Annotated in this window: 22 protein-coding genes; 13 read left to right on the forward strand and 9 right to left on the reverse strand. The window is 72.7% G+C overall.

The genetic code is table 11. The features are described 5' to 3' along the window. Positions 1-3: 3 nt before the first annotated feature. From I598_RS12185 to I598_RS12200, 4 genes are all read right to left on the reverse strand, one after another. Positions 4-1,854 (reverse strand): dipeptide/oligopeptide/nickel ABC transporter permease/ATP-binding protein, encoded by a 1,851-nt coding sequence (locus I598_RS12185; protein ID WP_068203190.1) that lies wholly within the window; start codon positions 1,852-1,854, stop codon positions 4-6. Beyond that, positions 1,851-2,795, reverse strand: a complete 945-nt coding sequence (locus tag I598_RS12190) for an ABC transporter permease (RefSeq protein WP_068203191.1) — start codon at positions 2,793-2,795, stop codon at positions 1,851-1,853. The genes I598_RS12185 and I598_RS12190 overlap by 4 nt, the downstream gene beginning before the upstream one ends. Positions 2,796-2,825: 30 nt before the next feature. Beyond that, positions 2,826-4,361, reverse strand: a complete 1,536-nt coding sequence (locus tag I598_RS12195; protein ID WP_198155689.1) for an ABC transporter substrate-binding protein — start codon at positions 4,359-4,361, stop codon at positions 2,826-2,828. Positions 4,362-4,472: 111 nt separating this feature from the next. After that, the gene (locus I598_RS12200; protein WP_068203193.1) at positions 4,473-5,522 is read right to left on the reverse strand and encodes an amidohydrolase family protein; all 1,050 of its coding nucleotides are present in this window, start codon (positions 5,520-5,522) and stop codon (positions 4,473-4,475) included. Between the two features lie 482 nt (positions 5,523-6,004). On the opposite strand from I598_RS12200, the gene I598_RS12205 reads away from it, so the two are divergent. From I598_RS12205 to I598_RS12240, 8 genes are all read left to right on the forward strand, one after another. Further along, positions 6,005-6,796 carry a dienelactone hydrolase family protein gene (locus tag I598_RS12205; protein WP_068203194.1) on the forward strand — a complete coding sequence of 264 codons (792 nt, stop codon included), beginning with the start codon at positions 6,005-6,007 and terminating at the stop codon, positions 6,794-6,796. A 28-nt stretch (positions 6,797-6,824) separates the two neighbouring features. After that, the gene (locus tag I598_RS12210) at positions 6,825-8,099 is read left to right on the forward strand and encodes an FAD-dependent monooxygenase (protein WP_068203195.1); all 1,275 of its coding nucleotides are present in this window, start codon (positions 6,825-6,827) and stop codon (positions 8,097-8,099) included. 25 nt (positions 8,100-8,124) lie between these two features. Beyond that, a complete protein-coding gene (locus I598_RS12215) occupies positions 8,125-8,931 on the forward strand; it encodes an SDR family oxidoreductase (RefSeq protein WP_068203196.1) in 807 nt (268 codons plus the stop codon). Continuing rightward, a complete protein-coding gene (locus tag I598_RS12220; RefSeq protein ID WP_068203197.1) occupies positions 8,928-9,395 on the forward strand; it encodes a YybH family protein in 468 nt (155 codons plus the stop codon). Before I598_RS12215 ends, I598_RS12220 begins: the two co-directional genes overlap by 4 nt. Continuing rightward, a complete protein-coding gene (locus I598_RS12225) occupies positions 9,392-10,246 on the forward strand; it encodes a fumarylacetoacetate hydrolase family protein (protein ID WP_068203198.1) in 855 nt (284 codons plus the stop codon). Before I598_RS12220 ends, I598_RS12225 begins: the two co-directional genes overlap by 4 nt. Continuing rightward, positions 10,243-10,650, forward strand: coding sequence for a RidA family protein (locus I598_RS12230; RefSeq protein WP_068203199.1), 408 nt, complete (start codon positions 10,243-10,245; stop codon positions 10,648-10,650). The genes I598_RS12225 and I598_RS12230 overlap by 4 nt, the downstream gene beginning before the upstream one ends. An 80-nt stretch (positions 10,651-10,730) precedes the next feature. Next, entirely contained in the window at positions 10,731-12,239 is a 1,509-nt protein-coding gene (locus I598_RS12235; RefSeq protein WP_068203200.1) for an NAD-dependent succinate-semialdehyde dehydrogenase, read from the forward strand. 106 nt (positions 12,240-12,345) lie between these two features. Then, positions 12,346-12,876 (forward strand): hypothetical protein, encoded by a 531-nt coding sequence (locus I598_RS12240; protein ID WP_068203201.1) that lies wholly within the window; start codon positions 12,346-12,348, stop codon positions 12,874-12,876. 79 nt (positions 12,877-12,955) lie between these two features. Here I598_RS12240 and I598_RS17450 read toward each other — a convergent pair whose 3' ends face one another. Next, positions 12,956-15,670, reverse strand: coding sequence for a pectate lyase family protein (locus I598_RS17450; protein WP_083973246.1), 2,715 nt, complete (start codon positions 15,668-15,670; stop codon positions 12,956-12,958). Between the two features lie 438 nt (positions 15,671-16,108). On the opposite strand from I598_RS17450, the gene I598_RS12250 reads away from it, so the two are divergent. The 3 genes from I598_RS12250 to I598_RS12260 all read left to right on the forward strand — a co-directional run bounded on the left by I598_RS12250 (position 16,109) and on the right by I598_RS12260 (position 19,748). Continuing rightward, positions 16,109-16,882, forward strand: coding sequence for a GTP pyrophosphokinase (locus tag I598_RS12250; RefSeq protein WP_083973248.1), 774 nt, complete (start codon positions 16,109-16,111; stop codon positions 16,880-16,882). Between the two features lie 70 nt (positions 16,883-16,952). Further along, positions 16,953-18,218 (forward strand): threonine/serine exporter family protein, encoded by a 1,266-nt coding sequence (locus I598_RS12255; protein WP_068203202.1) that lies wholly within the window; start codon positions 16,953-16,955, stop codon positions 18,216-18,218. Positions 18,219-18,305: 87 nt separating this feature from the next. Further along, positions 18,306-19,748, forward strand: coding sequence for a pectate lyase family protein (locus I598_RS12260; protein WP_232314146.1), 1,443 nt, complete (start codon positions 18,306-18,308; stop codon positions 19,746-19,748). 117 nt (positions 19,749-19,865) lie between these two features. Here the strand turns inward: I598_RS12260 and I598_RS12265 are convergent, their stop codons facing one another. Next, entirely contained in the window at positions 19,866-20,048 is a 183-nt protein-coding gene (locus I598_RS12265) for a hypothetical protein (RefSeq protein ID WP_068203203.1), read from the reverse strand. Positions 20,049-20,239: 191 nt separating this feature from the next. On the opposite strand from I598_RS12265, the gene I598_RS12270 reads away from it, so the two are divergent. Next, a complete protein-coding gene (locus I598_RS12270) occupies positions 20,240-21,496 on the forward strand; it encodes a sensor histidine kinase (RefSeq protein WP_232314147.1) in 1,257 nt (418 codons plus the stop codon). Beyond that, positions 21,493-22,161 carry a response regulator gene (locus tag I598_RS12275; protein ID WP_068203205.1) on the forward strand — a complete coding sequence of 223 codons (669 nt, stop codon included), beginning with the start codon at positions 21,493-21,495 and terminating at the stop codon, positions 22,159-22,161. The genes I598_RS12270 and I598_RS12275 overlap by 4 nt, the downstream gene beginning before the upstream one ends. Positions 22,162-22,164: 3 nt before the next feature. Here the strand turns inward: I598_RS12275 and I598_RS12280 are convergent, their stop codons facing one another. The 3 genes from I598_RS12280 to I598_RS12290 all read right to left on the reverse strand — a co-directional run bounded on the left by I598_RS12280 (position 22,165) and on the right by I598_RS12290 (position 24,948). After that, the gene (locus I598_RS12280) at positions 22,165-23,199 is read right to left on the reverse strand and encodes a hypothetical protein (protein WP_068203206.1); all 1,035 of its coding nucleotides are present in this window, start codon (positions 23,197-23,199) and stop codon (positions 22,165-22,167) included. Between the two features lie 110 nt (positions 23,200-23,309). Next, positions 23,310-24,167 carry an RNA polymerase sigma factor SigJ gene (gene sigJ, locus I598_RS12285; RefSeq protein ID WP_068203207.1) on the reverse strand — a complete coding sequence of 286 codons (858 nt, stop codon included), beginning with the start codon at positions 24,165-24,167 and terminating at the stop codon, positions 23,310-23,312. Next, positions 24,157-24,948 (reverse strand): SDR family oxidoreductase, encoded by a 792-nt coding sequence (locus I598_RS12290; RefSeq protein ID WP_232314148.1) that lies wholly within the window; start codon positions 24,946-24,948, stop codon positions 24,157-24,159. The genes sigJ and I598_RS12290 overlap by 11 nt, the downstream gene beginning before the upstream one ends. Between the last annotated feature and the right edge of the window lies 1 nt (position 24,949).

Genomic DNA, 24,949 nt, shown 5'->3' on the forward strand with positions numbered 1-24,949 from the left:
GCATCACTTCCCGGTGAGGGCGCCGTCGACGACGAGGTGGTCGGCGATGGTCGGCAGCCGGTCGACGTCGTGGTCGGCGGAGGGGTGGGCGGCGAGCAGCGCCGCGGTGTACGGGTGGCGGGGACGGTCGAAGACCTGCTCGACGTCGCCGACCTCGAGGAGGTCGCCCCGGCAGAGGATCGCCAGCCGGTCGCAGGTCTCCGCCGCGACGCCCAGGTCGTGCGTGATGTTGACGATCCCCATGCCGAGCCGGTCGCGCAGGTCGAGCACCAGGTCGAGCACCTGGCTCTGCGTGGTGACGTCGAGCGCGGAGGTGGCCTCGTCCAGGACGAGCAGCTCGGGCTCCCCGGCCAGCGCGATCGCGATGGCGACGCGCTGCGCCATGCCGCCGGAGAACTGGTACGGGTACTGCTTGAGCCGGCGTGGGGCCTCGTCGACGCCGACGAGGGTGAGGAGCTCGGCGGCGCGGGTCCGCGCGGCGGACCTCGACGAGGCGCCGTGCGCACGCAGCACGTCGGTGAGGTGGCGACCCACGGTGTGCACGGGGGAGAGGTTGGCCTGCGGGTTCTGGAAGACGGCGCCGAGGCCGCTGCCGCGCAGGGTGCGCAGGGTGCGCTCGTCGCAGCCGACGAGCTCGCGGCCCTGGAGCCTGATCGACCCGCTCGCGACGCGCACGCCGGCGGGCAGGAGGCCGAGCACCGACCGGGCGAGCATGGACTTGCCGGAACCGGACTCGCCGAGGAGCCCGAGGATCTCGCCGCGGCCGACGGTGAACGAGACGTCGTCCACGAGGGTCATGGTCTCGCCGTCGGGGCGGTCCGCGACGATCGTGACGCCGCGCAGCTCGAGGACGGGCGCCGGGCCGTCCGCCTCCTGGGCGGCGGCGCGCACCGACGCGAGCGTCAGGTCGCTCTCGCCCCGCGGCGGGACGGCGCGGCCCAGGACCTTGGTGCGGCGGACGCGGCGACGCCCGGACAGGGCGTCGTTGATGCCGTCACCGACGAGGTTGAACGCGAGGACCGTCAGGACGATCGCGACGCCCGGGGCGACGGCCATGAACGGGTTGTCGGCCTGGTGCTGCGCGGCGACGCCGAGCATCCCGCCCCAGGACGGCTGGTCGTCGCCGAGCCCGAGGCCGAGGAACGACAGCGCCGCCTCGACCTTGATCGCCGACCCGAGGAAGACCGCGCCCTGGACGGCCAGCGGACCGGCGAGGTTCGGCAGCACGTGCCCGAACAGCACCTGGCGTTCGCGCAGCCCGGACACGCGGGCGGACTCGACGTAGAGCTTCTTGCGCTCGGACAGGGTGATCGCGCGGGTCATGCGGGCGAAGTTCATGCAGAAGATGAGGCCGATCGCGACGATCAGCGTGCCCATGCCCCGGCCGAGGATCGCGATGACGACGAACCCGACCATGAGGCCTGGCAGGGCGTCGGCGACGTCGAGGCCACGGGAGCCGATGCGGTCGTACCAGCCGCCCTTGTACCCGAGGACGAGACCGAGCGGCACGCCGATGACCATGGCGACCAGCACGGACCCGCCGGCGACGACGAGCGCCGTCTGCGCGCCGTAGATCAGCTGACTCAGCAGGTCCCGGCCCAGGTCGTCCGTCCCGAGGGGGTGCGCCGCGGTGGGTCCGGACAGCGGGGCCGTGAAGTCGGTCGCCTCCGGCGCGTAGGGCGCGATGAGCGGGGCCAGCACGGCGCACAGGGCGACGACGGCCAGCACGACCACGCCGAACAGGGTGGACGGCTGCGTGCTGAGCCGGCGCCAGGCCTGCCGGAGGGTGCGTGCCTGCTTGCGGGGGGCGGCCTCGGCCGCCGGTGCTCCGACGGTGGGGGGCGTGCTGGTCACTGGGGCCTCGCTTGGGGGTTGATCAGGCCGTAGGCGATGTCGAGGAGGAGGTTCACGGCGATCACGAGGACGGCCGTGACGAGCACGACCCCCTGCACGACCGGGAAGTCCTGGCTGATGACGCTGGTGAGCATGAGGCTGCCCAGCCCGGGCAGGGCGAACACCTTCTCGATGACGAAGCTGACGCCGATGAGGATGGCGAAGGTGACGCCGGTGGAGGCCAGCACGGGCACGAGGGCGTTCTTCACCCCGTACCGGGCCACCTGGACCCGGCGGGGGACCCCCGCCGCGGTGAGGGTGTCCATGAACGGCGAGGACATGGAGCTGACCATGGCGGCGCGGGTCTGCCGCGCGATGATCGCACCGCCCGTGACGCCGAGCGCGATCGACGGGAGCATGATGCCGACCAGCCACCCGGCGGGGTCGTCGACGAACGGCGTCCACGCGACGATCGGCACCCAGCCGAGCTGGACCGCGAACACCGTGGTGAGGAGCAGACCGAGCCAGAACTCGGGGATCGCGAGACCGAGGACGGTGCCCCCGGTGACGACGCGGTCCGCGAGGGTCCCGGGGCGGGTGCCGGTGAAGACACCGGCACCCACCCCGAGGAGGAAGGCCACGACCATGCCGCCGAAGACGATCGACAGGGTGGCCGGCACCCTGCTCTCCAGCAGGTCCGTCACCGGCATGCCCGCCCGGAAGGACGTGCCGAGGTCGCCCTGCAGCAGACCTCCGAACCACTCGACGAACCGCTCGAACGGCGGTCGGTCGAGCCCGAGCTGTGCCTCGACCTGGGCGATGGACTCGGGCGTCGCCGCGTTCCCCAGCATCGCCGCGGCCGGGGATCCCGGCACGAGGTACGTCAGGGAGAAGACGACCACGGAGATGATGACGAGCTGCGGGACGGCGAACGCCAGGCGGTAGGCGATGAGCTTCCCCATCGGATGTTGCTCCTCGTGTCGTGCGGTGCGTCAGCCGTTGGCCGGGCGCAGGTCGCGGTAGTTGACGAGGTTGGTCTCCCAGTGCTCGGTGGGAGCGGCGACACCCGTCACGGTCTCGGTGTTCCAGGCGATGAGCTCCTCACCGGCGACGTGCGCGCAGGTCAGGGCCTCGTCGGCGATGATCTTGGTGACCTCCGCCCACAGGGCGTCGGCCTCCTCGGAGGAGCCGGCGGCGATGGCCGCGTCGGCGGCCGCCTTCAGCTCGTCGCTCTCGGCGCCCGACGGGTTGCCGGGCGCGTCGGCGGCGAACCACGCGTTGTACCAGTCGTACGGGGTGAGCTCGTCGTTGCCGCCGAGCCCGAGCGGGTAGCGGCCCGAGTTCCACTCCGAGAAGTACTGGGGCGGCGGGGCGCTCTGCACGGTCACGTCCATGCCGATCTCGCCCATCTGCTCGGCGTAGATCTGCATCTGGTTCTCGTTGAACGTGGTGGCGAGCATCTCGGCGTCGACGGGCGGGTTCCCCGCGCCGTCGTACAGCTCCTGCGCCTTCGCCAGGTCGTGGGTGTATCCGGTGATGTCGGGGTTGTAGCCCTGCTCGCCCTCGGCGAAGTGCTGCGTGCGCACCTCCCAGTCGGGCTCGAGCGAGGCCAGCACCTGGGTGTCGATCGCGTAGCAGGCCGCCTGGCGGACGGCGACGTCCTCGAACATCCCCCCTGGGCCCCGGTCGAAGAACATCGGGTTGTTGCGGATGGCGGGGTAGCTGAGGTGGTCGAGCTGCTCGTCGCCGTCCATCGTCTGGAGCTGGTTGACCTCGGTGTCGGTGAGGTCGATCTCCCCGGTGGCCAGCGCGGCGGAGGCCGCGTTGTCCTCCGGGATGGCCACGATCTGGATCGTCTCGAAGCCGACCGGGTCGCCCCAGTAGTCGGCGTGGGGACCGAACACGAGGCGGGTGCCGACGACGGACGTGGCGGCGTCGTACGCCCACGGTCCGGTGCCGACCGGCGTCTGTGCGACGCTGCCGTCCTCGATGGCCGTCGGGCTGGCGATCGGCAGGGCGCGGGTCGTCATGGTGGTGAGCAGCGACGGCGCCGGCTGGGCGAGGTTCAGCGTGACGGTGTGGTCGTCGACGACGTCGATCGACTCGACGACCTGGAACGGCCCGGCGTAGGGCCCGGGGGTGTTCTTCACGGTCTCGATGTTGACCTTGACGGCCTCGGCGTCGAACGGGGTGCCGTCGTGGAACGTGACGCCCTCGCGCAGCGTGAGGGTGAGCGTCTCGTCGGTCTGCTCCCACGCGGTGGCCAGGACGGGCTGGATCTCGTTGTCGACGCGGGCCACGAGGTTCTCGTAGGGGACGCGCATGAAGCCCGCCTCCATCTCGGCGCCGGGCGCCCAGCTCTCCGGGAAGCCGCCCCAGTTGACGCGGAGCACGGAGCCGGGGACCGTCCCGGTGCCGACGGCCGTGACGTCCGCGGACGACGTCGGCTCGGTGGCCTCGCCGTCGGAGCCGGAGCACGCTCCGGCGAGGAGCGCCACGACCGCGGCGCTCACGGTGATCTGGGTCAAGCGTGTCGTCTTCGTCATGATGGGGGCGCCTCCTTGCGCCGAGCCTGACGTGAGAGGGGATCGTTCGGCCCGCCCGCCGGCGGGGTGCCGGCGGGCGTGGTGCGGTGCGGGTCAGATCGGGAGGTTGAAGAGCCGGGCGGCGTTGCCCGACAGGACGAGCTCTCGCTCGGCGTCGCTGATCTCGAGCTCGTTCTTGACGAACTCCACTCCCTGGCTCATCCAGCCGTAGAACACGGGGAACGAGGACCCGAACAGGTAGTGGTCGGCTCCGTTGATCTTGATGGCCGCCTCGACCTGGTCCTTGCCCCACGAGTGGGGGTGGGTCATGTCGAAGAAGATGTTCTGCTCGAGGTAGCTCTTGATCTTCTCGCCGCCGGTGGGGTCGAGACGGTCGAGCGCCTCGGCCTTGTTGGAGGCGTGCGGGGTGAGCAGCGCCGTGTTGGCGAACCAGTTGCCGCCCATCATCGTGTGGATGAAGCGCAGGCCCGGCATGCGGTCGAACATGCCGCTGAACAGCTCACGGCCCACCGCGGTGCCCTGGTCGAGGATGCGGCCGTACTCGCGGCGCAGGTTCGTGTAGTCGATGACGGACCGCCACTCGACCGGCAGCGGCGTGTGGTGCACGACGACGGGCACGTCGAGCTTCTCGATGACCTTGAGGTACGGCTCGAAGACCGGGTCGTCGAGGTAGAGCTGGCCGTAGTGGCAGGCGAGCTGGACGCCGACGGCGCCGAGCTCGTGCACGCAGCGCTCGAGCTCGTAGATGTTCTCCTTGCCACCCCACGGCGGCACGCAGGCGGTGGCGAACAGCCGCCCGTTCGACCGCTTGACGATGTCGGCAGCGTTGTCGTTGACCTCGCGGCAGATGTCCAGCGGCAGCCACTCCTGCCAGACGGGGACGCGCATGACGCCGTAGTCGACGCCGGCGTCGTCCATCGCGGCGAGCTTGGCCTCGACGGAGTAGTCCCCGTCGACGTAGTTGAGGTTCTGGTACCCGGCCGGCTTCTCGAGGACGAGCTGCTGCTTGCCCTGCGCGGTCGTCGCGACGCGGGCGATCTCGCCGAAGCCGCGAGGAGCGCTGTCGAGGAACCCGTTGAGGATCTTCTCGTTCGAGAACAGGTCCTCGGGCAGGTGGTGGATGTTGATGTCGACGACGGTCATGTCGTGTGCTGCTCCCGTCCTACGGTCGTTCTCCGGTGCACTCCGGCGTGCTTCCCCGCGACGCCGCGGGGACGGTGGTGACTCGCTTCCTCGGGTCGGCGTGGGTCGCGTCGGCACGACCGGCGGCTGACCGTCGGACGATCCGGTCGAGGTCCGGCGAGGTTCCGCCAGGCCCGGGGCCAGATCGTGTTGGAAATCATATGCAGGCCGTGACCGATCCGACAAGTCACGATCGAGCCACGACGCCCGGAGGCCGCCGATCGCGGGTCACCAGGGGCGGAAACACAGGCTTTCCCGGTCGCCCTCACGCCCTGGGACACGCTCTCCCCGTTGTGGGCATCGTCGAACTTCGTATACGATCCAGCCACGCTTCAGCGTTGAGCGACAGGCACGCGGCCCGACGACGGACCGCCGACGGCGCGGGGACGGACCCGACGCCACGCCGCACCACCTCGCTCGCCGCACGGACCGGAAGGTGGCCCATGAACGACCTGCACGTGCGGGACGTCGAGTACTCCCACGACGGGACCCGCATGATCGGGGCGCTGTGCGCGCCGACCACCGCCGTCGACGCTCCGACGGTGCTGCTGGTCCACGACGCGTTCGGTGTCTCGGACGAGATGCTCGCCGTCGCCCACGGGCTCGCCGAGCTCGGCCTCGCGGTGTTCGTCGCCGACGTGTGGGGCGAGCGCACCCTGCCGACCGCCGAGGACCAGATCGGCCCGCTCATCGGCGCGATGGTCGCCGACCGGTCGCGGTGGATCGGCCGCGTCGCCGCCGCGCACGAGGCCGCCGCCGCCCAGCCGGAGGTCGACGGCCGCGCCGTCGTCGCGCTCGGCTACTGCTTCGGCGGCTCGTCCGTGCTCGAATACCTGCGCACCGGCGGCGCCGTGCGGGGTGCGGTGGCGGTCCACGCCGGCCTCGACCTGCTCGACCCGGACGCCGACTGGTCCGCCGTCGACCCGACCGTGCCCGTGCTCGTGTGCACGGGCGCCGACGACCCCATGGCCACCGCCGCCCAGCGCACCACGCTCCAGGACGCCCTCGACCAGGCCGGCGTCGACTGGGAGCTCGACCTCTACAGCGGCACCGTGCACGCGTTCACCAGCCCGCACGCGGCGGGCTCCCCGCGACCGGACGTCGTCGCCTACCACCCCCGCAGCGCGGCCCGCGCCTGGCAGGCCACCACCCGGTTCCTGCACGAGCGCTTCCCCGCGCTCACGGTCACCGCGCACACCGCCGACCGCACCCCCACCGCCACCGGTCACCGCTGACCGGCGCCCGCCAGAGAACGAGGACACCATGCTCGACATCGCCATCATCGGCGCCGGCCCCGCCGGCCTCGCCGCCGCCCTGCGCCTGCACCAGCAGGGCTTCCGTCCCCGGATCTACGAGACCGTCGCGGAGCTGCGACCGCTCGGCGTCGGCATCGACGTCAAGGTCTACGGCACCAAGGAGCTGGAGGAGCTCGGCATCCTCCAGGAGTTCCGGGCGATGTCGGTGGACGCCAAGGAGTCGATCTTCTACAACAAGTACGGCCAGGAGATCTACGCCGAGCTGTGCGGCGTCCACATGGGCTACCTGCACGAGCAGCGCTTCGTGCACCGGGGCTACCTGCAGATGCTGCTCCACCGCACGGTGGTCGAACGACTCGGCGAGGACGCCGTCGTGCAGGGTGCCCGGACCCTGCGGTACACGAACAACGACGACAGCACGGTCACCCTGGACCTCCGGCACGCCGACGGCACCGAGAGCCGGGTGACCGCCGACCTCGTGATCGCCGCCGACGGCATCAACTCGGTCGTCCGCCGCCAGATGCACCCGGCCAGCGCCGACCCCGTCTACTCAGGTATCACCATGTGGCGCGGCACGACCCTCATGGAGCCGTTCGGCTCGGGCAGCACGATCCTGCACATCGGCGCCCCGCAGTCGTCGTCGATGATCGTCTACCCCATCGCGAACGACTTCGAGGGCACCGGCAAGGTCCTGGTGAACTGGGTGGTCGAGGCGATGCGCGACGAGACGGTCGAGGACTGGAACCAGGTCGGCACGGTCGACGAGATCATCGGCTACTACGACCAGACCGACATCCCGCTGCTCGACGTGCAGGAGATGCTGCGCAACGCCCGCGAGGTCTACCTGTTCCCCCTGATCCGCCACGACCCCCTCGACACGTGGATCGACGGCCGCGTGCTGCTGATCGGGGACGCCGCGCACGCGATGTACCCGCGCGGCGGCAACGGCGCCTGCCAGGCGATCGTCGACGGCGGGGCGCTCGCCCGGAACCTGGCGGCGACCGACGACGTGGACGCCGCCCTCAAGGCGTTCGAGGCGGAGCGGCTGGCGGCCGTGAACGGGATCGTCATGGCGCACCGTGGCGAGGGCTACGAGGTCATCCGCCGCATGGTCGAGGACCGCACCGGCGGGGAGCGCTTCACCGACGTCGAGGACGTCCTCCCGCTGGCGGAGGCCGACGAGATCTTCTCGAAGTACCACCGTCTCGTCGGGCAGCCGCGCCCGGGGTGGGAGGCCGGCCAGGCGACCGGCTACCGCACCGAGCACGCCCTGACCCGCTGACCCGACCACGGGGGAGGACCGTCCGATGGACCTCGGCATCGCCGGACGCCGCGCGTTCGTGGCCGCCTCGTCGCAGGGGCTCGGCCTCGCGTGCGCGCGCTCGTTGGCCCGGGAGGGCGTCGCGGTGACGATCAACGGACGCGACGCCGCGAAGCTGGCGGCGGTCGCGCGGTCCCTCGCCGACGAGGTCGACGAGGGGTCCGGCGGGACGGTCGGCGGGGCCCGGGTCTCCTGGGTCGCCGCCGACCTCACGACCGGGGATGGCCGCGCGGCGATCCGCGCCGCGGTGCCCGACGTCGACATCCTGGTCACCAACAACGCCGGGCCGCCGCCGGGCACGCTGGCCGACTGGGACGCCTCCGCCCTGACCGGGGCGCTCGCCGCGAACGCCGTCCCCGCCGTCGAGCTGATGCGCGCGTACGTCCCCGGCATGCGCGAGCGCGGCTTCGGGCGGGTCGTGCACCTCACCTCGGCGATGGTGAAGGCCCCGGCGGCCGACATGGGCCTGTCGGCCTCGGCGCGCGCCGCGCTCACCGCGATCAGCAAGGCCGTCTCCCGCGAGGTCGCGCGCGACGGCGTCACCGTCAACACCCTTCTCCCCGAACGCATCGACACCCCACGGCAGGAGCTCATGTCCCAGCGGCTCATGGACCGGCACGGCATCGACCGCGCCGAGGCCTTCCGACGCATCGCGTCCACGATCCCGGTCGGGCGGCTCGGCCGCCCCGAGGAGGTGGGCGACGCCTGCGCGTTCCTCTGCTCGGCCCGCGCCGGCTACCTCACCGGGCAGAACCTCCAGCTCGACGGCGGCTCCTACGGAGGCCTGCTGTGAGCGCCGTACGGGTCGCGGACGCCGCGACGCGCGCGGCCGTCCTGGCCACCGAGGACGCGCGCCGGGCCGCGCTGGTCGCGCACGACCTCGACGCGCTCGACGCCCTCTTCGACGACACCCTCGTGCACGTCCACGCCCCGGGCCTGATCCACACCAAGGCGCTGCTGATGGAGCACGTGGCCACCCGGCACGCGTACCTCGCCGTCACCCGCGACGACCTCGTCGTGCGCACGATCGGGGACGACGTCGCCGTGGTGACGGGCCGCATCGTCAACCGGCTGCGGACCGCCGAGGGCGGCGAACGCACCCTGGGCGGCGTCGCCACCCAGGTGCTCGTGCGCGGCGACGACGGCCGCTGGCGGTTCGTCAGCTTCCAGATGACCCCGGACGGGAAGCAGGAGTGGGGCGCCCTGCCCTCCCAGCTCGCGGCCGGCCCCGACGACCAGAAGGACTCCGCACGATGAAGATCGCACGCTTCCGCACCGGCGACGGCCCGGTGCGCCTCGGCCGCGTCGACGGCGACACCCTCACCGACATCTCCGACGTCCCCGGCGTCGGTACCTCGCTGCGGGCCCTCCTGCCCGACCTGCCCCTGCTCCGCGACGCGGTCCTCGCGGCCGACGGTGCGCGGCACGCGCTCGCCGACGTCGTCCTGGAGGCACCGGTCGACGACCCGCAGAAGTACCTCGGCATCGGCATGAACTATGCCGCGCACGCCGAGGAGGCGCGGCAGGCGGGGATCCCGGTCCCCGAGACGCAGATGTGGTTCAACAAGCAGGTGTCCTGCATCGTGGGCCCGTTCGCGGACGTCGAGCGGCCGGCCGTGTCGGAGCAGCTCGACTACGAGGTCGAGCTGGCCGTGGTGATCGGCCGCCGCTGCCGCCACGTCTCCCGCGCGGAGGCACCGGGCGTGATCGGCGGGTACATGGTCGCCAACGACGTGTCCGTGCGCGACTGGCTGGCGAAGCGCTCGCCGACGTTCACGCTCGGCAAGTCGTTCGACACGCACGGCCCGCTCGGCCCCTGGCTCACCACCGCGGACGAGGTACCGGACCCGCACGACCTCGAGCTCAGCCTCACCGTCAACGGCGAGGAGCGGCAGCGCGCCCGCACCGACGACCTCATCCACGACGTCTACGAGCAGATCGCCTACCTGTCGACCGTCATGACCCTCATGCCGGGGGACGTGCTCGCCACCGGCACCCCGGCGGGGATCGGGGCGCCGACGCAGCGGTGGCTGAAGCCGGGCGACGTGGTCCGCGCGACGGTCGAGGGCCTCGGGTCGATCGAGAACACGATCGTGGACGCGCCGTGACCTCCGGCGACCCGGGGCGCCCGCGCCGCGTCGTCGTCGACGTCCCCGGCTTCGGGCACGCCAACCCCGTGCCGGTCGCGAGCCGGATCGGGCCGTTCCTCGCCACCGGCGTCCTCACCGGCCGGGACCCCGCGACCGGGGAGATGCCGGTCGGCCTGGACGCGCAGTGCGCGAACATGTTCGCGCACGTCCGGGCCGTGCTGGCGGCGGCCGGCGGCTCCACCGACGACCTGCTGTCGATGACGGTGCGGCTCGTGGCCTTCCGCGACCGCGCGGCCCTCAACCGGGAGTGGACCGCCCTGTTCCCCGACCCGGCCACCCGGCCGGCGCGCCGGGTGGTCGCGGCGGAGCTCGACGGCGGCTCGCTCGTGCAGTGCGACCTGCTCGCCGTGCTGGCGGACTGAGCCCTGCACACCGGCGCGGTCGGACCGCGCCCACCCTTCCCCCGGGGTCGCCCCCGGACCTGCCCGACCAAGGAGATCTCATGAGCGACCCCCGTGAGGACGCGGTGCTGGCCGACGTCCCCGGCGACCTGTTCGTCGGCGGCACCTGGCGTCCGGCGCAGGACGGCGCCATCGTCGCCGTCGCCGACCCGGCCACCGGTCGCACCGTCGCGCACGTCGCCGACGCGACCGTCGCCGACGGCACCGCGGCCCTCGACGCGGCGTGCGCCGCCTTCCCCTCCTGGGCCGCGACCCCGGCCCGGACCCGCGGGGAGATCCTGCGGCGCGCGTTCGACCTGCTCGTCGAGCGGGCCGACGAGCTCGCGCTGATCATGACGGTCGAGATGGGCAAGCCGCTGGCGGAGGCACGCAGCGAGATCGCGTACGGCGGCGAGTTCCTGCGGTGGTTCGGCGAGGAGGCGCCGCGCGTCCAGGGCCGCTACGGCGCCAACCCGGCGGGCACGGGCCGGATGATCGTCACCCAGCACCCGGTGGGCCCCTGCTACCTGGTCACGCCGTGGAACTTCCCGCTGGCGATGGCGACCCGCAAGATCGCCCCGGCCCTGGCCGCCGGGTGCACGGTCGTCGTCAAGCCCGCGACGCTCACCCCGCTCACCACCCTGTTCCTCGCCCGCGTCCTCCAGGACGCGGGGGTGCCCGCGGGCGTGGTGAACGTCGTGACGACGACCCGCACCGCCGCCGTGTCCGAGGCGATCATCGGCGACCCGCGGCTGCGCAAGGTGTCGTTCACCGGGTCCACGCCGGTGGGGCGGACGCTGCTCAAGCAGGCCGCCGACGGCGTGCTGCGCACGTCCATGGAGCTCGGCGGCAACGCTCCGTTCGTCGTGTTCGACGACGCCGACCTCGACCTGGCGGTCGACGGCGCGATGGCGGCGAAGTTCCGCAACATCGGGCAGGCGTGCACGGCGGCCAACCGGTTCCTCGTGCACCGCTCCGTCGTCGAGGAGTTCACGCGCCGCGTCACGGCGCGGGTCGTGGAGCTCCGCACCGGTCGCGGGACGGAGCCCGGCGTCACCGTCGGCCCGCTCATCGACGACCGCGCGGTGGCGACGACCGACGCGCTCGTGCAGGACGCGGTGGCCCGCGGCGCGACGCTGTGCACGGGTGGCAAGCCGCTCGGCGGGCCGGGCTCCTTCTACGCGGCCACCGTGCTGTCGGACGTGCGGCCGGGCAGCGACATCCTGCGCGAGGAGATCTTCGGCCCGGTGCTCGCGATCGTCCCGTTCGACGACGAGGACGAGGCCGTCGCCCTCGCGAACGACACCGAGTACGGCCTCGTGTCCTACGTCTTCACGGTGGACCTGGCCCGCGGCCAGCGGATGGTCGAGCGCCTGGAGACGGGGATGATGGGCCTCAACGTGGGCGTGGTGTCCGACGCCGCGGCGCCGTTCGGCGGCTGGAAGCAGTCCGGCCTCGGGCGCGAGGGCGGCGCGGAGGGCATCGCCGAGTACCTGCAGACGAAGTACACGCTGACCCCCGACCCGTTCGCCGGACGGTCCCGCGCCGCCGGGCTCCGCGCGGGGGTCTGAGCGGACGCCGGCGCCGGGTGAAACCGGCGCCGGTCCTGTATCGGCCGTGCACCGGGGACCCTCTTCATCGGCATCAGCATCCTCCTCGTCCGGAGCGGTGGTCCCCATGTCCCGCACCTTGCGCAGTGCTGCGCGCGTCGCCCTCGTCGCGGCGGCCGCGGTCGCCTCGGCCGCCACGCTCGCCCTCGCCTCGCCGGCCGTCCCGGCGTCCGCCGAGCCCCGCCCGTTCCACGCGGGGCAGCTGCGGCCCGACGTCATGCTGACCGCGGCGCCGGCGCCGCTGTCCTGCACGGTGCGCCCGGGCGTCCGGGGCTGCACGTCCTTCGCGCCCGAGGCACCCGGGGTGCTGGTGGCGATCCTGTACTCCGAGCCCTGGTTCCGGGGCACCCGCGTCCTCGTGCACCTCGAGACCACGGGGGCCGGGTGCAGCGCCCGGACATCGGACGACGAGGGTGGCGGCGACCTCGCCGGCCCGCTGCTGGCGATGCTCGGCGCCGTCCGGTCCGTGCAGACCTTCCACCGGTGCGACGTCCGCCTGCACGAGGCCTTCCTCGACGAGGGCGGCACCTCGTCGGCCTGGCTGCACGAGGTCCCGGAGGTCACCGACCTGCAGGTCGCGGCGTTCACCGTGTCCTGACCTGCGCGCGCCGGAGCCCCGGCACGGTCCGTGGACCGCACCGGGGCTCGGCGTCGTCAGTCGTGCCGGGTGGGCCCGGTCAGCTCGTGTAGGTCTCGAGCTCGGCGATCCGGGGGGTGCCCGACGCGCCGGTGATGACGAGGCTGACCTTGTTCGTCGACGTCGCGGTGAAGCTCACCGTGCCGGGCGCGCCCGTGCCGGACTTCAGCACGGCCCCGTTGTCGTTGTTGACGATCTGCCACCCGGTGATGGAGCCGCTGCCGGACGCCGTCTTCACGACGACCTTCGAGACGGTCTTCGCCGAGTCCCACTTGATGGAGATGGTGCCGGTCGAGCCGCTGGGCGACCAGTAGGTCGACAGGCTGCCGTCACGGACGTTGCCGTAGCTGGTCCCGCTGGCCTTGCTCGACCCGTCCGAGCCGGCGCCGATCGACAGGTTGGTGCCGGTCGGCGGGGTCGTCGGGTCCGGCGTGGGGGTCGGGTCCGGCGTCGGGGTGGGGGTCGGCGTCGGGGTCGGCTGCGGGTTCGGGTTGCTGCCGCCGAAGGTCACCTGGAGGGTGCCGTCCGCCGCGAACGACCAGCCGAGCTCACCGGAGTAGCCCGCGCAGCGCGACCCGTTCGAACCGGTGTCGAACTGGTTGCCGCCCTGGTCGGTGCCGACCGTCTTGTCGTTCGAGCCCGAGTCGCAGGAGGTGTTCCCGCTGTACCGGTGGGTGCCCTCGTCGAAGGAGAAGTTGCGCTGGGCGTTGCCCACCGCGACGTTGTTCGCGACCGTGATCGAGCCCGGGTTCGAGTTGTAGGTGAACCCGTGCTTGCCGTTGTCCACCGCGTACGAGTTGCGGATGGTGTGGTTCACCGGGATGTCCTCGCCACCGAGCTTGTACCCGTTGCGGTCGCCGTTGCCGGCCTGGCCGCCGTTGGACAGCGTGCCGTTCTCCCACGCGAGGGAGTTCTCGATGGTGACCGTGCCGATGGGGCCGGTGTCGGACTTCGTGTACAGGTCCCAGCCGTCGTCGATGTTGTGGTGCGCGACGGTGTTGCGGAACACGTTGCCCGGGCCGGAGGTCAGCTTCGCGGCGAAGCCGTCCGCGTCCTCGCCGTCCGAGTCGACGTTGTCGTGCGACTCGCTGGAGAGGATGAGGTTGTTGGACGGCCACTCGCTCGACGGCGCCCCCGCGACGAGGCGGGAGAGCTGCAGGCCGGTGTCGGCGTTGTGACGGGTCACGACGCGCTCGATGATGTTGTTGTTGCCGCCCAGCAGGATGCCGTTGTCCCCGGCGTGCTCGACGACGATGCCGTAGACGTGCCACCAGTCGCCACCGATGGCGAGGCCGCGGTTGGCCGAGTCCTCGGCCTGCGCCGAGAAGTTCAGCACCGGCTTCTCGCCGGGGTACGCCGACAGCAGGGTGCGGTCGGTCGACTTCCCGTCGTTGCCCGGCTGGATCGTCACCGTCTGCGACAGATTGTACGTGCCGCCGCGCAGGAAGATCTCCCCGCCGGACGCGACGCGGGTGATCGCCGAGGCGAGCGTCGTGGGGGCGGCGAGGGTGCCGGCCGCGCTCGCGGAGCCGTTCGGGGCGACGTAGATCGTGCCCGTCGTCGGCTCGGGCTGCTCGGTGGGCTCGGACGTCGGCTCCGACGTGGGCTCCGAGGTGGGCTCGGACGTGGGCGTCGCGGTCGGGGTGACCGGCGAGCACGATCCGTCGGAGACCTTCATGCCCTTGTTCGCCCCGGCCGTGGCGGCCACGACCGACGGCACGCAGTTCGCGGCGTCCGTGGAGTACGAGTAGGGGACGGAGACGGACGTCGTCGAGGTGACGTTCGGACCGGCCGGGTTGATGTCCCCCGACTTCGGCGACCAGGTGATGTTGTCGAAGATGTTGCCGTCGACGTCCCACGTGCCCGGTTCGTCGGTGTAGAACGTGCCGAGGACGTCCTTGGAGTCCTTGAAGTAGTTGTCCTCCACCTTGGCCCTGGCCCCGGCCCGGGAGTTGATCCCGGACTCGTTCAGCTGGACGTAGTGGTTGTTGTAGATGTGGGCGACGCCGCCGCGCAGCAGCGGGGTCCGCGAGTCGATGTTCTGGTACAGGTTGTGGTGGAACGTGATGAAGCTGTTCGCCGTGTCGGACTCGCTGGAGCCGACGAGGCCTCCGCGACCCGAGTTCTTCAGCGTCGAGTAGGACAGCGTCACGTACTTGACGTCGGCCTTCATGTCGAAGAGGCCGTCGAAGCCCTCCGACTCGCCGCCCGAGGCCTCCAGGCTCACGTGGTCGACCCACACGTTGCGGACGCCGGACTCCATGCCGATCGCGTCGCCGCCGTTCGAGGTCGGGGAGCCCGACTTCTTGACGTTCTTGACGGTGACGTTCTGGATGATGATGTTCTCGGCCTCACGGATGTGGATGCCGAGCTGGTCGAACGTCGCACCGCTCCCGACGCCGACGATCGAGACGTTGCTGATCTGCTTGAGCTCGATCACCCCGTCGGCGGTGTTGCAGGAGTCGCCGGACACCTTCGAGGTGTTGCCGTGGTTGATGGTGCCCTCGACCTCGATGATGATCGGCGTGTCGTCGGCGGCCCGGTTGCACAGGGCCGCGTGGATCTGCGTGCCGGTCGTCGCGCGCACCGTCTGGCCGCCGGCGCCGCCGGTCGTGCCACCGTTCTGCGTGGCGAAGCCCGTGGCGCTGCCGGTCACGTCGGCCGCTGCCGGCATGAGGGTCGTGAATCCCACCGCGCCGGCCACGGCCACCGTGGCCCCGGCTGCGAGGATCTTGGAAGCGACTGATCGCCTCATCGTCGTCTCACCTTCGTCGTTGAACTGCGGGACTGATCTGCTGCGAACCTGCGTGCGGCGGGGACCGCCTGGCTCGGCGTCGACCGCTGGCTGCGGACGTCCACGTCGTCGTGCACGCTCCGGTTCGTGGTTGGTCGCATCAGTGCCGCCGTCGGTGGGCGAGGCGGCCCCAGTTCCGCCTCGCCCACCTCCGACGACTCGCCCCGAGCGCGTCCCGTGCTCCGTCGTTGGAGAGGACGCCCCGATGGACCCGTCACCGTGAGATACCGGTTTCCCGATCCTAGAGACCGGTTTCCCGTCGCGCAAGGCCTGAAACCATGGTCTTTGGTTCATTGATTCTTGACCGACTGGTGACGTATTCACCGCGCGCACGTTCCGCGCCGCGGAACCGTGACCCCGGTCGTACCGTTGAGCGGGCACAGGGGGAAAGGGGCCAGGATGGCTGACGACACGCCCGACGCGGCGCGCATCGAGCGGGAGCTGGTCGCGCGGATCCGGGCGGAGCACGGCGACCTGCCCCTGCCGGCGGGGCTCGCCGACGGCGGCGGCGAGATGCTCTCCCGCTGGCGCGCGCTGCGCGACGAGTTCCTGCACCTCCAGCTGCTCTACCGGTTCGGCATCCAGGAGATGTCGACCAAGATCGACATCCTGCGCCAGGAGTTCGAGAGCGTCTACGACTACAGCCCGATCGAGCACGTGCGGACCCGGCTGAAGTCTCCCGACAGCCTCTTCGCCAAGGCGGTCCGGCAGGGCACCGACCTGACCGTCGCGGCGATCCGCGCGGAGGTCCGCGACATCGCCGGCATCCGCATCACCTGCAGCTTCGTGTCCGACGTCTACTGGATCGCCGAGATGCTGGCCACCCAGGAGGACCTCACCGTCCTCGCGACGAAGGACTACGTCGCCGCCCCGAAGAAGAGCGGGTACCGGTCGCTGCACCTCATCGTCGAGGTGCCGATCTTCCTGTCCCGGACGGTCGAGCGGGTGCCGGTCGAGCTCCAGATCCGCACCATCGCCATGGACTTCTGGGCCTCGATCGAGCACAAGCTGCACTACAAGTACAGCGCCGACATGCCCCCGCACCTCGCGGCGGAGATCGAGGACGCCGGGCGGCTCGCGGCCGACCTGGACGCCCGGATGGGACGCCTGCGCGACGAGGTGCGGCCCTCGCCCCGCCACCCCGACGACCCGGCGCCCGCCGGCGGGGCGTGACGGCCACGACCTGCGGCCCGGCGTCGTCGTCGGGCGCGCGCACCCCGGTCGCGGCGGCGAGGATGGACCCGTGCCCACGGCCCCCGACGACGCCGAGATCGAGCTCATCCGACGCTCCGGCGTGGCGCTGCGCGTCGGCCGCCTGTCCCTGTCGGCCGGGACGGGCGCGTACCGCGTCAAGGCCTCGATGGCGCGGGTCGCGCACGCGCTGGGGGTCGAGCACCACCACGCGCACGTCACGCTGACGGAGATCACGACCACGTCGCACCGCGGGTCGAGCTTCCGCACCGAGGTGGCGGAGGTCCGCTCGGTCGGGATCGACGCGAACCGGCTCTGCGCGCTGGAACGGTTCGCGCAGGACATGGAGCGCCGGGCGCCGGTGACGGTCGAGGACGCCACCCGCGAGCTCGACCGCATCCAGGCGGCGCGGCCGCTGTACCCGACGGCGCTCAACGCGCTGTGGGCGGCGGTCGCGTGCGCCGCGTTCGCCTTCCTCAACAACGGCGGCGTCGTGGAGGTGGTCGGGGTGTTCCTCGGCGCGGGCGCCGGGCAGGCGCTGCGTCGCACGCTGGTCCACCGCGGTGGGAACCAGCTCGGCGTCACCATGCTGGCCGCCGCGCTGGCGACCCTCGTGTACGTCCTGTTCCTGGCGGCCTTCGGCGCGCTCGGCGGTGCGGCCACCAGCCACGAGGCGGGCTACGTGTCCGCCGTGCTGTTCCTCGTGCCGGGGTTCCCGCTGGTGACGGGCGCGCTCGACCTCGCCCGCCTCGACTTCTCCGCGGGGGTCGCGCGGCTCACGTACGCCCTGACGATCCTCACGTCGGCGGCGCTCGCCCTGTGGGCGGTGTCGATGCTGGTCGGTCTGGTGCCGGAGCCGGAGGCGCCGCCCGCGCTGGAGCCGGGCGTGCTGGTGTCCCTGCGGCTGCTGGCGAGCTTCCTCGGGGTGCTCGGGTTCGCCCTGATGTTCAACAGCCCGTGGACGATGGCGCTGGCGGCTGCCGCGATCGGCATGGTCGCGAACGTCGTGCGCCTGTGGATGGTCGACGCCGAGGTCCCCGTCCAGGCCGCCGCGGCGGCCGCCGCGCTGCTGGTCGGGCTGCTGGCCGCCGTCGTCGCCCCGCGCATGAACGTGCCGCGCGTGACGGTGTCCGTGCCCGCCGTGGTCATCATGGTGCCCGGCGCCACCGCGTACCGGGCGATCTACGACCTCTCCGTCGGGGAGACCGTGCAGGCCGTGGCGTACGCCGTCGAGGCCGCGCTGGTGGTGGCGTCCCTCGCGATCGGGCTGGCCGTGGCGCGCATGCTCACCGACCGCGAGTGGAGCCTCGAGCGCTGACGGCGACCGGACCGGTTGCTGTTGACAACCGTCGGACGGTGGGTGAGGGTAGGCGGGAAACCGCTTTCTCACCGTCGAGGAGTCGTCGTGCGCCCACTGGTCACCACCCGTCCCCCCGCCGCCGGGCGCCGTGCCCGTCGCCGGCACCCGCACGTCGCCGTCGCCACCGCGGCACTCACGATCGGCGCCCTCGCCGCGCCGCTCGGGGCCACCGCGCAGGCGGCCCCGCCCGCCGCGAGCGCCCCGCCCGCAGCCGTCCACGACCTCACTGACGACGCCGCCCCGACCGGGTGGGCCACCGCGAACGGCGGCACCGACGGGGGCGCGGGCGCTGCCGCGTCGAGCACCTACCTCGTGTCGACCCGCGCCGAGCTGCTCGCCGCGCTCGACAACGACGGTCGGCGCACGGAGCCCAAGGTCGTCTACGTCCAGGGCGTGATCGACGGCAACGAGCGGGCCGACGGCACCCTCATGGGCGAGCAGGACTACGCCCCGGGCTACGACCTGCAGAAGTACCTGAGCTGCTTCACCGATGCCGGCTGGAGCGACGCCGCCCACGACTACTGCGGGGACCAGCGGCGCAAGCGCCAGACCGGCAGCAACAACCTCAAGCGGCAGACGGAGATCTCCGTGCCGAGCAACACCACGATCCTCGGGGTCGGGGCGGACGCGGAGGTCCGCGGGGCCACGATCATGCTGCACCTGGCGCACGACGTCGTGATCCGCAACCTCACGGTCGAGGCGCCCCGGGACTTCTTCACGAGCTGGGACCCGTGGGACGGCGAGCAGGGCGCCTGGAACGCGCGGTTCGACGCCGTCTCCTCGGTGACCAGCACCAACATCTGGCTCGACCACGTCACGCTCACCGACGGGCGGTTCCCCGACAGCACCGCCCCGATCGGTCCCAGCGGCAAGCCGGTCAACTTCCACGACGGCCTGTTCGACCTCAAGGACGGCACCGACTTCGTGACGATGTCGAACAGCCGGGTCGAGGACCACGACAAGGCCATGCTCATCGGGTCGGGGGACGACAACGCCGACACCGACGAGGGCCGGCTCAACGTGACCTTCGTGCGGAACGCGTTCGACGGCGTCACCCAGCGCTCCCCGCGCGTGCGGTTCGGCAAGGCGCACGTCGTCAACAACTACTTCCGGGCGTCGGTGAACGACCCGGTCTCGCCGCTGAAGCCCGGCGCGGGGTACTTCATCGGGGTCGGCGTGGAGTCGCAGATCGTCTCGGAGCGCAACGTCTTCGACTACGTGGGGCCGGGCGCCGACGCGTCCGTGGCCGTCTGGGGCGCGGGTGGCGCGTTCGTCGACCGCGGCTCCTGGTTCCGCATGCGCCCCGTCGACCTGCGCTCGGTGCTCCCGGCCGAGATCACGTGGGGCGTGGACTGGGACCCGGCCGACGTCTACGACTACCAGGTGCTCCGTTCCCCGGCCGCCGTGAAGGCCCACGGCAAGCACCTCACCGGACCGATCCTGCCCGTCCGGGCACCGCGCGGCGCCGTCGTCCCCGCCGTGTCCTGAGCAGGACCGGGCCGTGGGGGCGCCACACCCACGGCCGTCACGGCGCAGGCCCGCACCGGACGCTTCCGGTGCGGGCCTGCGGCGTCCGGGCGTCCTGCGGAAGGCGGCGCTACCGCGTCACTTGCACCAACCGAGGGTGATGCACCACATCTCGCGCCAGTAGGTGGTGGAGACGTCCGGCCCGGTGCCGACCGAGACGACGACCGGTGCCGTCACAGGGGCGAGCTCGGCAGGTGCCTGAGCAGGTGTTCCGGCCAGCGCGGCGGCGACGAGCGCCCCGGCGATCGTGGAGGTGAGCATGTGACGACCTCTTCCGTGAGCGGTTCCCGGTTCATCCCGGTGACGGGTCGAGGATCGCGGGGCTCACGTCGAGATCCAATAGACGGAAGTCGACTTCTGCGCTGTACGAAAGTACAACCCGGCGCGATGGTGCCCGCGACCGGCTGCCGCGCGGCCCGGCAGGAGCCGCCGGGACACCTATCCTGACGAGCGTGACAGCGGTGACGGAGCGGGGGACGGCACAGGTCCGTCGCCTGCCCGGTGGGTGGGTCGCCAGGGCCCTGCTCGTGCTCGCGTTCGTCGGCCTCGTCGCGCTCGACGCGACCGGCGGCACGCTCCAGCTGACCTCCCTGCGCGGCGTCGTCGAGCTCCTGCTGCCCTACGTGCCGGTCCTCGCCCTCGCGGTGGGCATCGTGCCCGCCACCGCCACCTGGTTCGTGGCCTACGCGGCGATCCTCGCGCTGGGCGCCGACTCCCTGCTCGTGTCGGCGTTCGCCTTCCCGACGATCATCGTGCTCGGCTTCGCGGCCTACCTGCTGCCCTGGGTGCCCGCCCTCGTCGTCACGGCGTCCGCCGTCGCCACCATGCCGCTCGTCCTCGTGGCGAACCCGCAGGGCACGGTCCTCGCCGTCGGCCTCGCCGTCCTGACGCTCCTGGCCGCGACGGCCGGCCTCACGGTCAACTTCTTCCGGCTCCGCTCCGAGCGCAGCGAGACGCAAGTCCGCGAGCTCGAGGAACGGCAGGCCCGCATCCGCAACGAGGAGCGCACCCGGCTCGCCCACGAGCTGCACGACATCGTCGCCCACGACGTCACCGTCATCGCCATGCAGGCCCGGCGCGCAGAGTTCGTCGACGACCCCGCCACGACCGCCGCGATCCTCGACAACATCGGCCGGTCCGCGCAGCAGGCCCTGCAGAACCTGCGCAGCCTCGTCGTGCTCCTCAAGGAGGACGTCACGGCCGCCACGGCCGAGGCGGCCGACGGCACCCCGCCCGACCCCGCGGCGAGCGTCGTCGAGGCCCTCGAGATGTCCGGCGAGACCACGACCGCCGCCGCGTTCGTGCGCGACTTCCACGGCGTCGGCGACGCGCTGGAACGAGCGGGATTCACCGCGCACCTCACCACCACCGGGGCGGTGTCCCGCGTCCCCACCAGCCTGCGCCAGGCCCTGCGCCGCACGGTCCGCGAGCTGGCCACCAACATCCTCAAGCACGGCGACGCCACCCGTCCGGTGGAGCTCCGGCTCACCGTCGGGGCCGACGCCGTCACCCTGGCCTCGACGAACGTCGTCGCCACGGGCGCCCCGATCTCGTCGTCGCGGACCGGCCTGGAGGCCATGCGCGCCCGCTGCGAGGTGTTCGGGGGCGAGCTGGCCGCCGGTGCCGACGACGGCCGGTGGTGCACCACCATGACGATCCCGCTCGACGCGCGGGTCCGGCACACGACCGAGGGGGTCCCGAACGCATGATCCGGGTGCTGCTGGTGGACGACGAGTCCATGATCCGCGACACGCTGCGCGACTACCTGTCGGCCGACCCGTCGATCCAGGTCGTCGGCGAGGCGTCGAACGGCCGCGTCGCCGTGCAGCAGGCGGCGGCGCTGCGGCCGGACGTCGTGCTCATGGACATGCAGATGCCGGTGCTGGACGGCGTGGCCGCGACGGCGCAGATCCGCGCCGAGCACCCCGAGGTGGCGGTGCTCGGCCTGACGACCTTCTCGACGGACCGCTACGTCACCGAGCTGCTGCGGGCGGGCGCGTCCGGCTATCTCGTCAAGGACACCCTGCCGCGGGACATCGTCGCGGCCGTGCACACCGTGGCCTCCGGCGACGCGGTGCTGTCGCCCGAGGTGGCACGGCACGTCGTCCGCGGGCTGGAGGCGTCGGTGCCGGCCCAGGTGCGTCCCGACGCCGCGCTCCTGGCGTCGCTGACCGAGAAGGAGCTCGAGGTGATCCAGCTCCTGGCCCGCGGGATGAGCAACCGGGAGATCGCGCAGGAGCTCTTCGTCACCGAGTCGACCGTCAAGGCCCGGTTCGTCAAGGTGATGGAGAAGCTCGGGGTGCGTGACCGGGTGCAGATCCTCGTCGCCGCGACCCGGTACGGCCTCGTCGACCTCCGCGGCCGCGGCGCCTGAGGGTCAGCCCTCCCAGCCCAGGGCGTCCGCGACGGGGCGGACCAGCGCGGCCGTCGCCTCCGCGACGTCGGCGGGCTCGACGTCGTCCAGCGCGGCGTCCGGGGCCAGGAGCAGGTGCCCTCCCCAGCCCATCACCGCGTGCTCGGCGAGCGCGGCGGCCAGGACCTGCGATGAACGACGGACCCGGTGCAGGCTCTCGCGGGCGAGCTCCCGGGTCGCGTCGATCGCCCGCGGGTCCGCGGTCAGCCGCGGGTCCAGGAGCGTGGCCGCCAGGGTCTCCAGCGCCAGCATGCTGTCCCCGGCGCGGCACACGACGTGCCAGGTCACGACCGGTTCACCCTCGCGCAGGCCACGGACCGGCTGCACCGACGCACGCACCCCGGCGTCCGCCAACGCCTGCGGGACCAGGCTCCCGGGCCCGGCGGCCGCGCGGCACAGCGCCACCAGGGTGGCTGCGTGCCCGACCTCGGCGGCGGGGTCGGCCCCCGTGACGCAGACCTGGTCGAACCCCTGCACCCGGCTCTGCCGCATCATGCTCAGCACGGGCGACGCCGCGGGCCGCAGCCGCCGCGTGGTCAGCTCCGCGGTACCCGCCACGACCTCGGCCGGCCCGACGACGGCGACCACGGGGTCCGGGTGCTCGAGCCGCGAGCGGACGACGTCGACGAGCCCGGGCGCGGCCTCCACGGCCCGGCCGTGCGGCAGCACGAACGTCAGGAGGTCGGCGCCGGTGCCGGGCGACCAGACGAGGTCGACGACGTCCGGCCCGTGCTCGAGCACCTCCCGGGAGATCGCGGCCCGCCGCGCCTGCTCCACCGTCGTGGCGCCCGCGCGGTCGGGGGTGTCGTCGGCGGGCCACGCCAGGGCCAGCGCGGTGACGGCGGACCGGTCGTCCACCACCGCGAGCGGCGCGGCCACCGACACGCCGGGACCGGTCCGGCCGGCCACCTCACCGTGCACAGGCCCGCGCCGCACGTCGTACAACGCCGGGTGGTCGTCGTCAGGAAGGTACGTGCTGGTGAGCTGGAGACCCTGCATGTCGCTCCTCGACGTCGTCGTGTGCCAGGACACCCCCGACGGTAGGAACGTTCCGCGGCACGCCACCTGTACTTCGGTACAGTTCCGCGCCCGTGCCGCGGCCCGGCTCCTCAGGTGCCCAGCTTGTCCGGGGCCAGGACGATGTCGACCCGGGTCACCAGGCCGTCGTCGACGGTGACGGACACGACGACCAGGCGGCGGCCGTCGACGACGCCCACCAGGCCCGGCCGCCCGTTGACGAGCGCCGGCACGAGGGCGGCGTCGGGGACCTTGCGGACGATGCCCACCATGAACCGGGCGACGTGGTCGGGTCCGCGCACCGGGCGGCGTGCGGCGCTGACGACGCCACCGCCGTCGCTGGTGAGCACCACGTCCGGGTCGAGCAGGGACACCAGGCCGGCGACGTCGCCGCCGCCCGCCGCGGCCACGAAGGCCGTGACGACGCGCTCGTGGGTGTCCTGGTCGACCTCGACCCGGGGGGTGCCGTCCGCGACGTGCCGGCGGGCACGGCTGGCGAGCTGACGCACGGCGGCGGGCGAGCGGCCGACGGCGCGGGCGACGTCGTCGAACGGCATCCCGAACAGGTCGTGCAGCACCCAGGCGGTGCGCTCGGCGGGGGAGAGCTGCTCGAGGACGACGAGCAGGGCGTACCGGACGGTGTCGGCGAGGGTGACGCGGTCGGCGGGGTCCGGCTCCTGGACGTCGGGCTCCGGCAGCCACGGACCCACGTACGCCTCGCGGCGCACGCGGGCCGAGCGGAGCACGTCGATCGCGGCCCGTGACACCGCCACCGTGGACCAGCCGAGGACGTCGCGCACGGGATCACGGTCGTCGGCCGCGACGAGCCGCAACCAGGTGTCCGCGACGACGTCCTCCGCCTCGGCGCGGCTGCCGAGGATCGCGTACGCGACCCGCACCAGCCGCGGCCGGTGCTCCTCGAACTGCGCGGCGAGCGCCTCAGCGTCCACCCGCGCCCGCCGCCAGCCACCGGTCGAACGTGAGGCGGCCGAGGCGTGCGGCCGGGTCGCCCTGCGCGGTGAGGGAGCCGTCCCGCATGCCCCGGCCGGCCGCACCGGGCAGGGGGACCGGGAGCACCCGGCGGCCGAGCCCGCGCGCGCGGGACACCTGGCGCGCCAGCTCGTGCATCGGCAGCACCTCAGGGCCGGCGAGGTCGGGCACACGGCCCGACGGGCCCTGCTCCGCGAGCGCCACCAGGGCCTCGGCGACCTCCCGGGCGGCGACCGGCTGCGACGTCATCCGCGGCACGACGGAGACCGGCCCGATCCTCACGTAGCCGAGGGCCAGCTCGGCGAACTCGTGGAACTGCGCCGCGCGGAGCAGGCTCCACGGCCGGTCGCCCTCGACGATCAGCCGCTCCTGGAGGCGCTTGCCCTGGTAGTAGCCCCACGGCACGTCGTCGATCCCGATGATGGACAGGGCCACGTGGTGCCCGACGCCCGCCGAGCGTTCGGCCGCGAGCAGCGTCCGGGTGACGGACCCGAAGAACTCCTCCGCCGCCTCCTGCTGCTGCACGTTCGCGTTCGCCACGTCGATCACGACGTCGACGTCGGCGAGCCGCTCGGCCAGCCCGGCGCCGGTGGTGAGGTCGACGCCCGTCGACCGGGTCAGCGGCACGACGTCGTGGCCGCGCTCGCGCGCCACCTCCACGACGTGGTGCCCGGCCGTGCCCGTCGCCCCGGCGACCGCCATCCGCATGCGCCCCATCTTCTCCTGCTGGTTCTCGCTCATG

Origin of the sequence: Isoptericola dokdonensis DS-3 (genome assembly GCF_001636295.1) — a bacterium.
GTDB classification, from domain to species: domain Bacteria; phylum Actinomycetota; class Actinomycetes; order Actinomycetales; family Cellulomonadaceae; genus Isoptericola; species Isoptericola dokdonensis.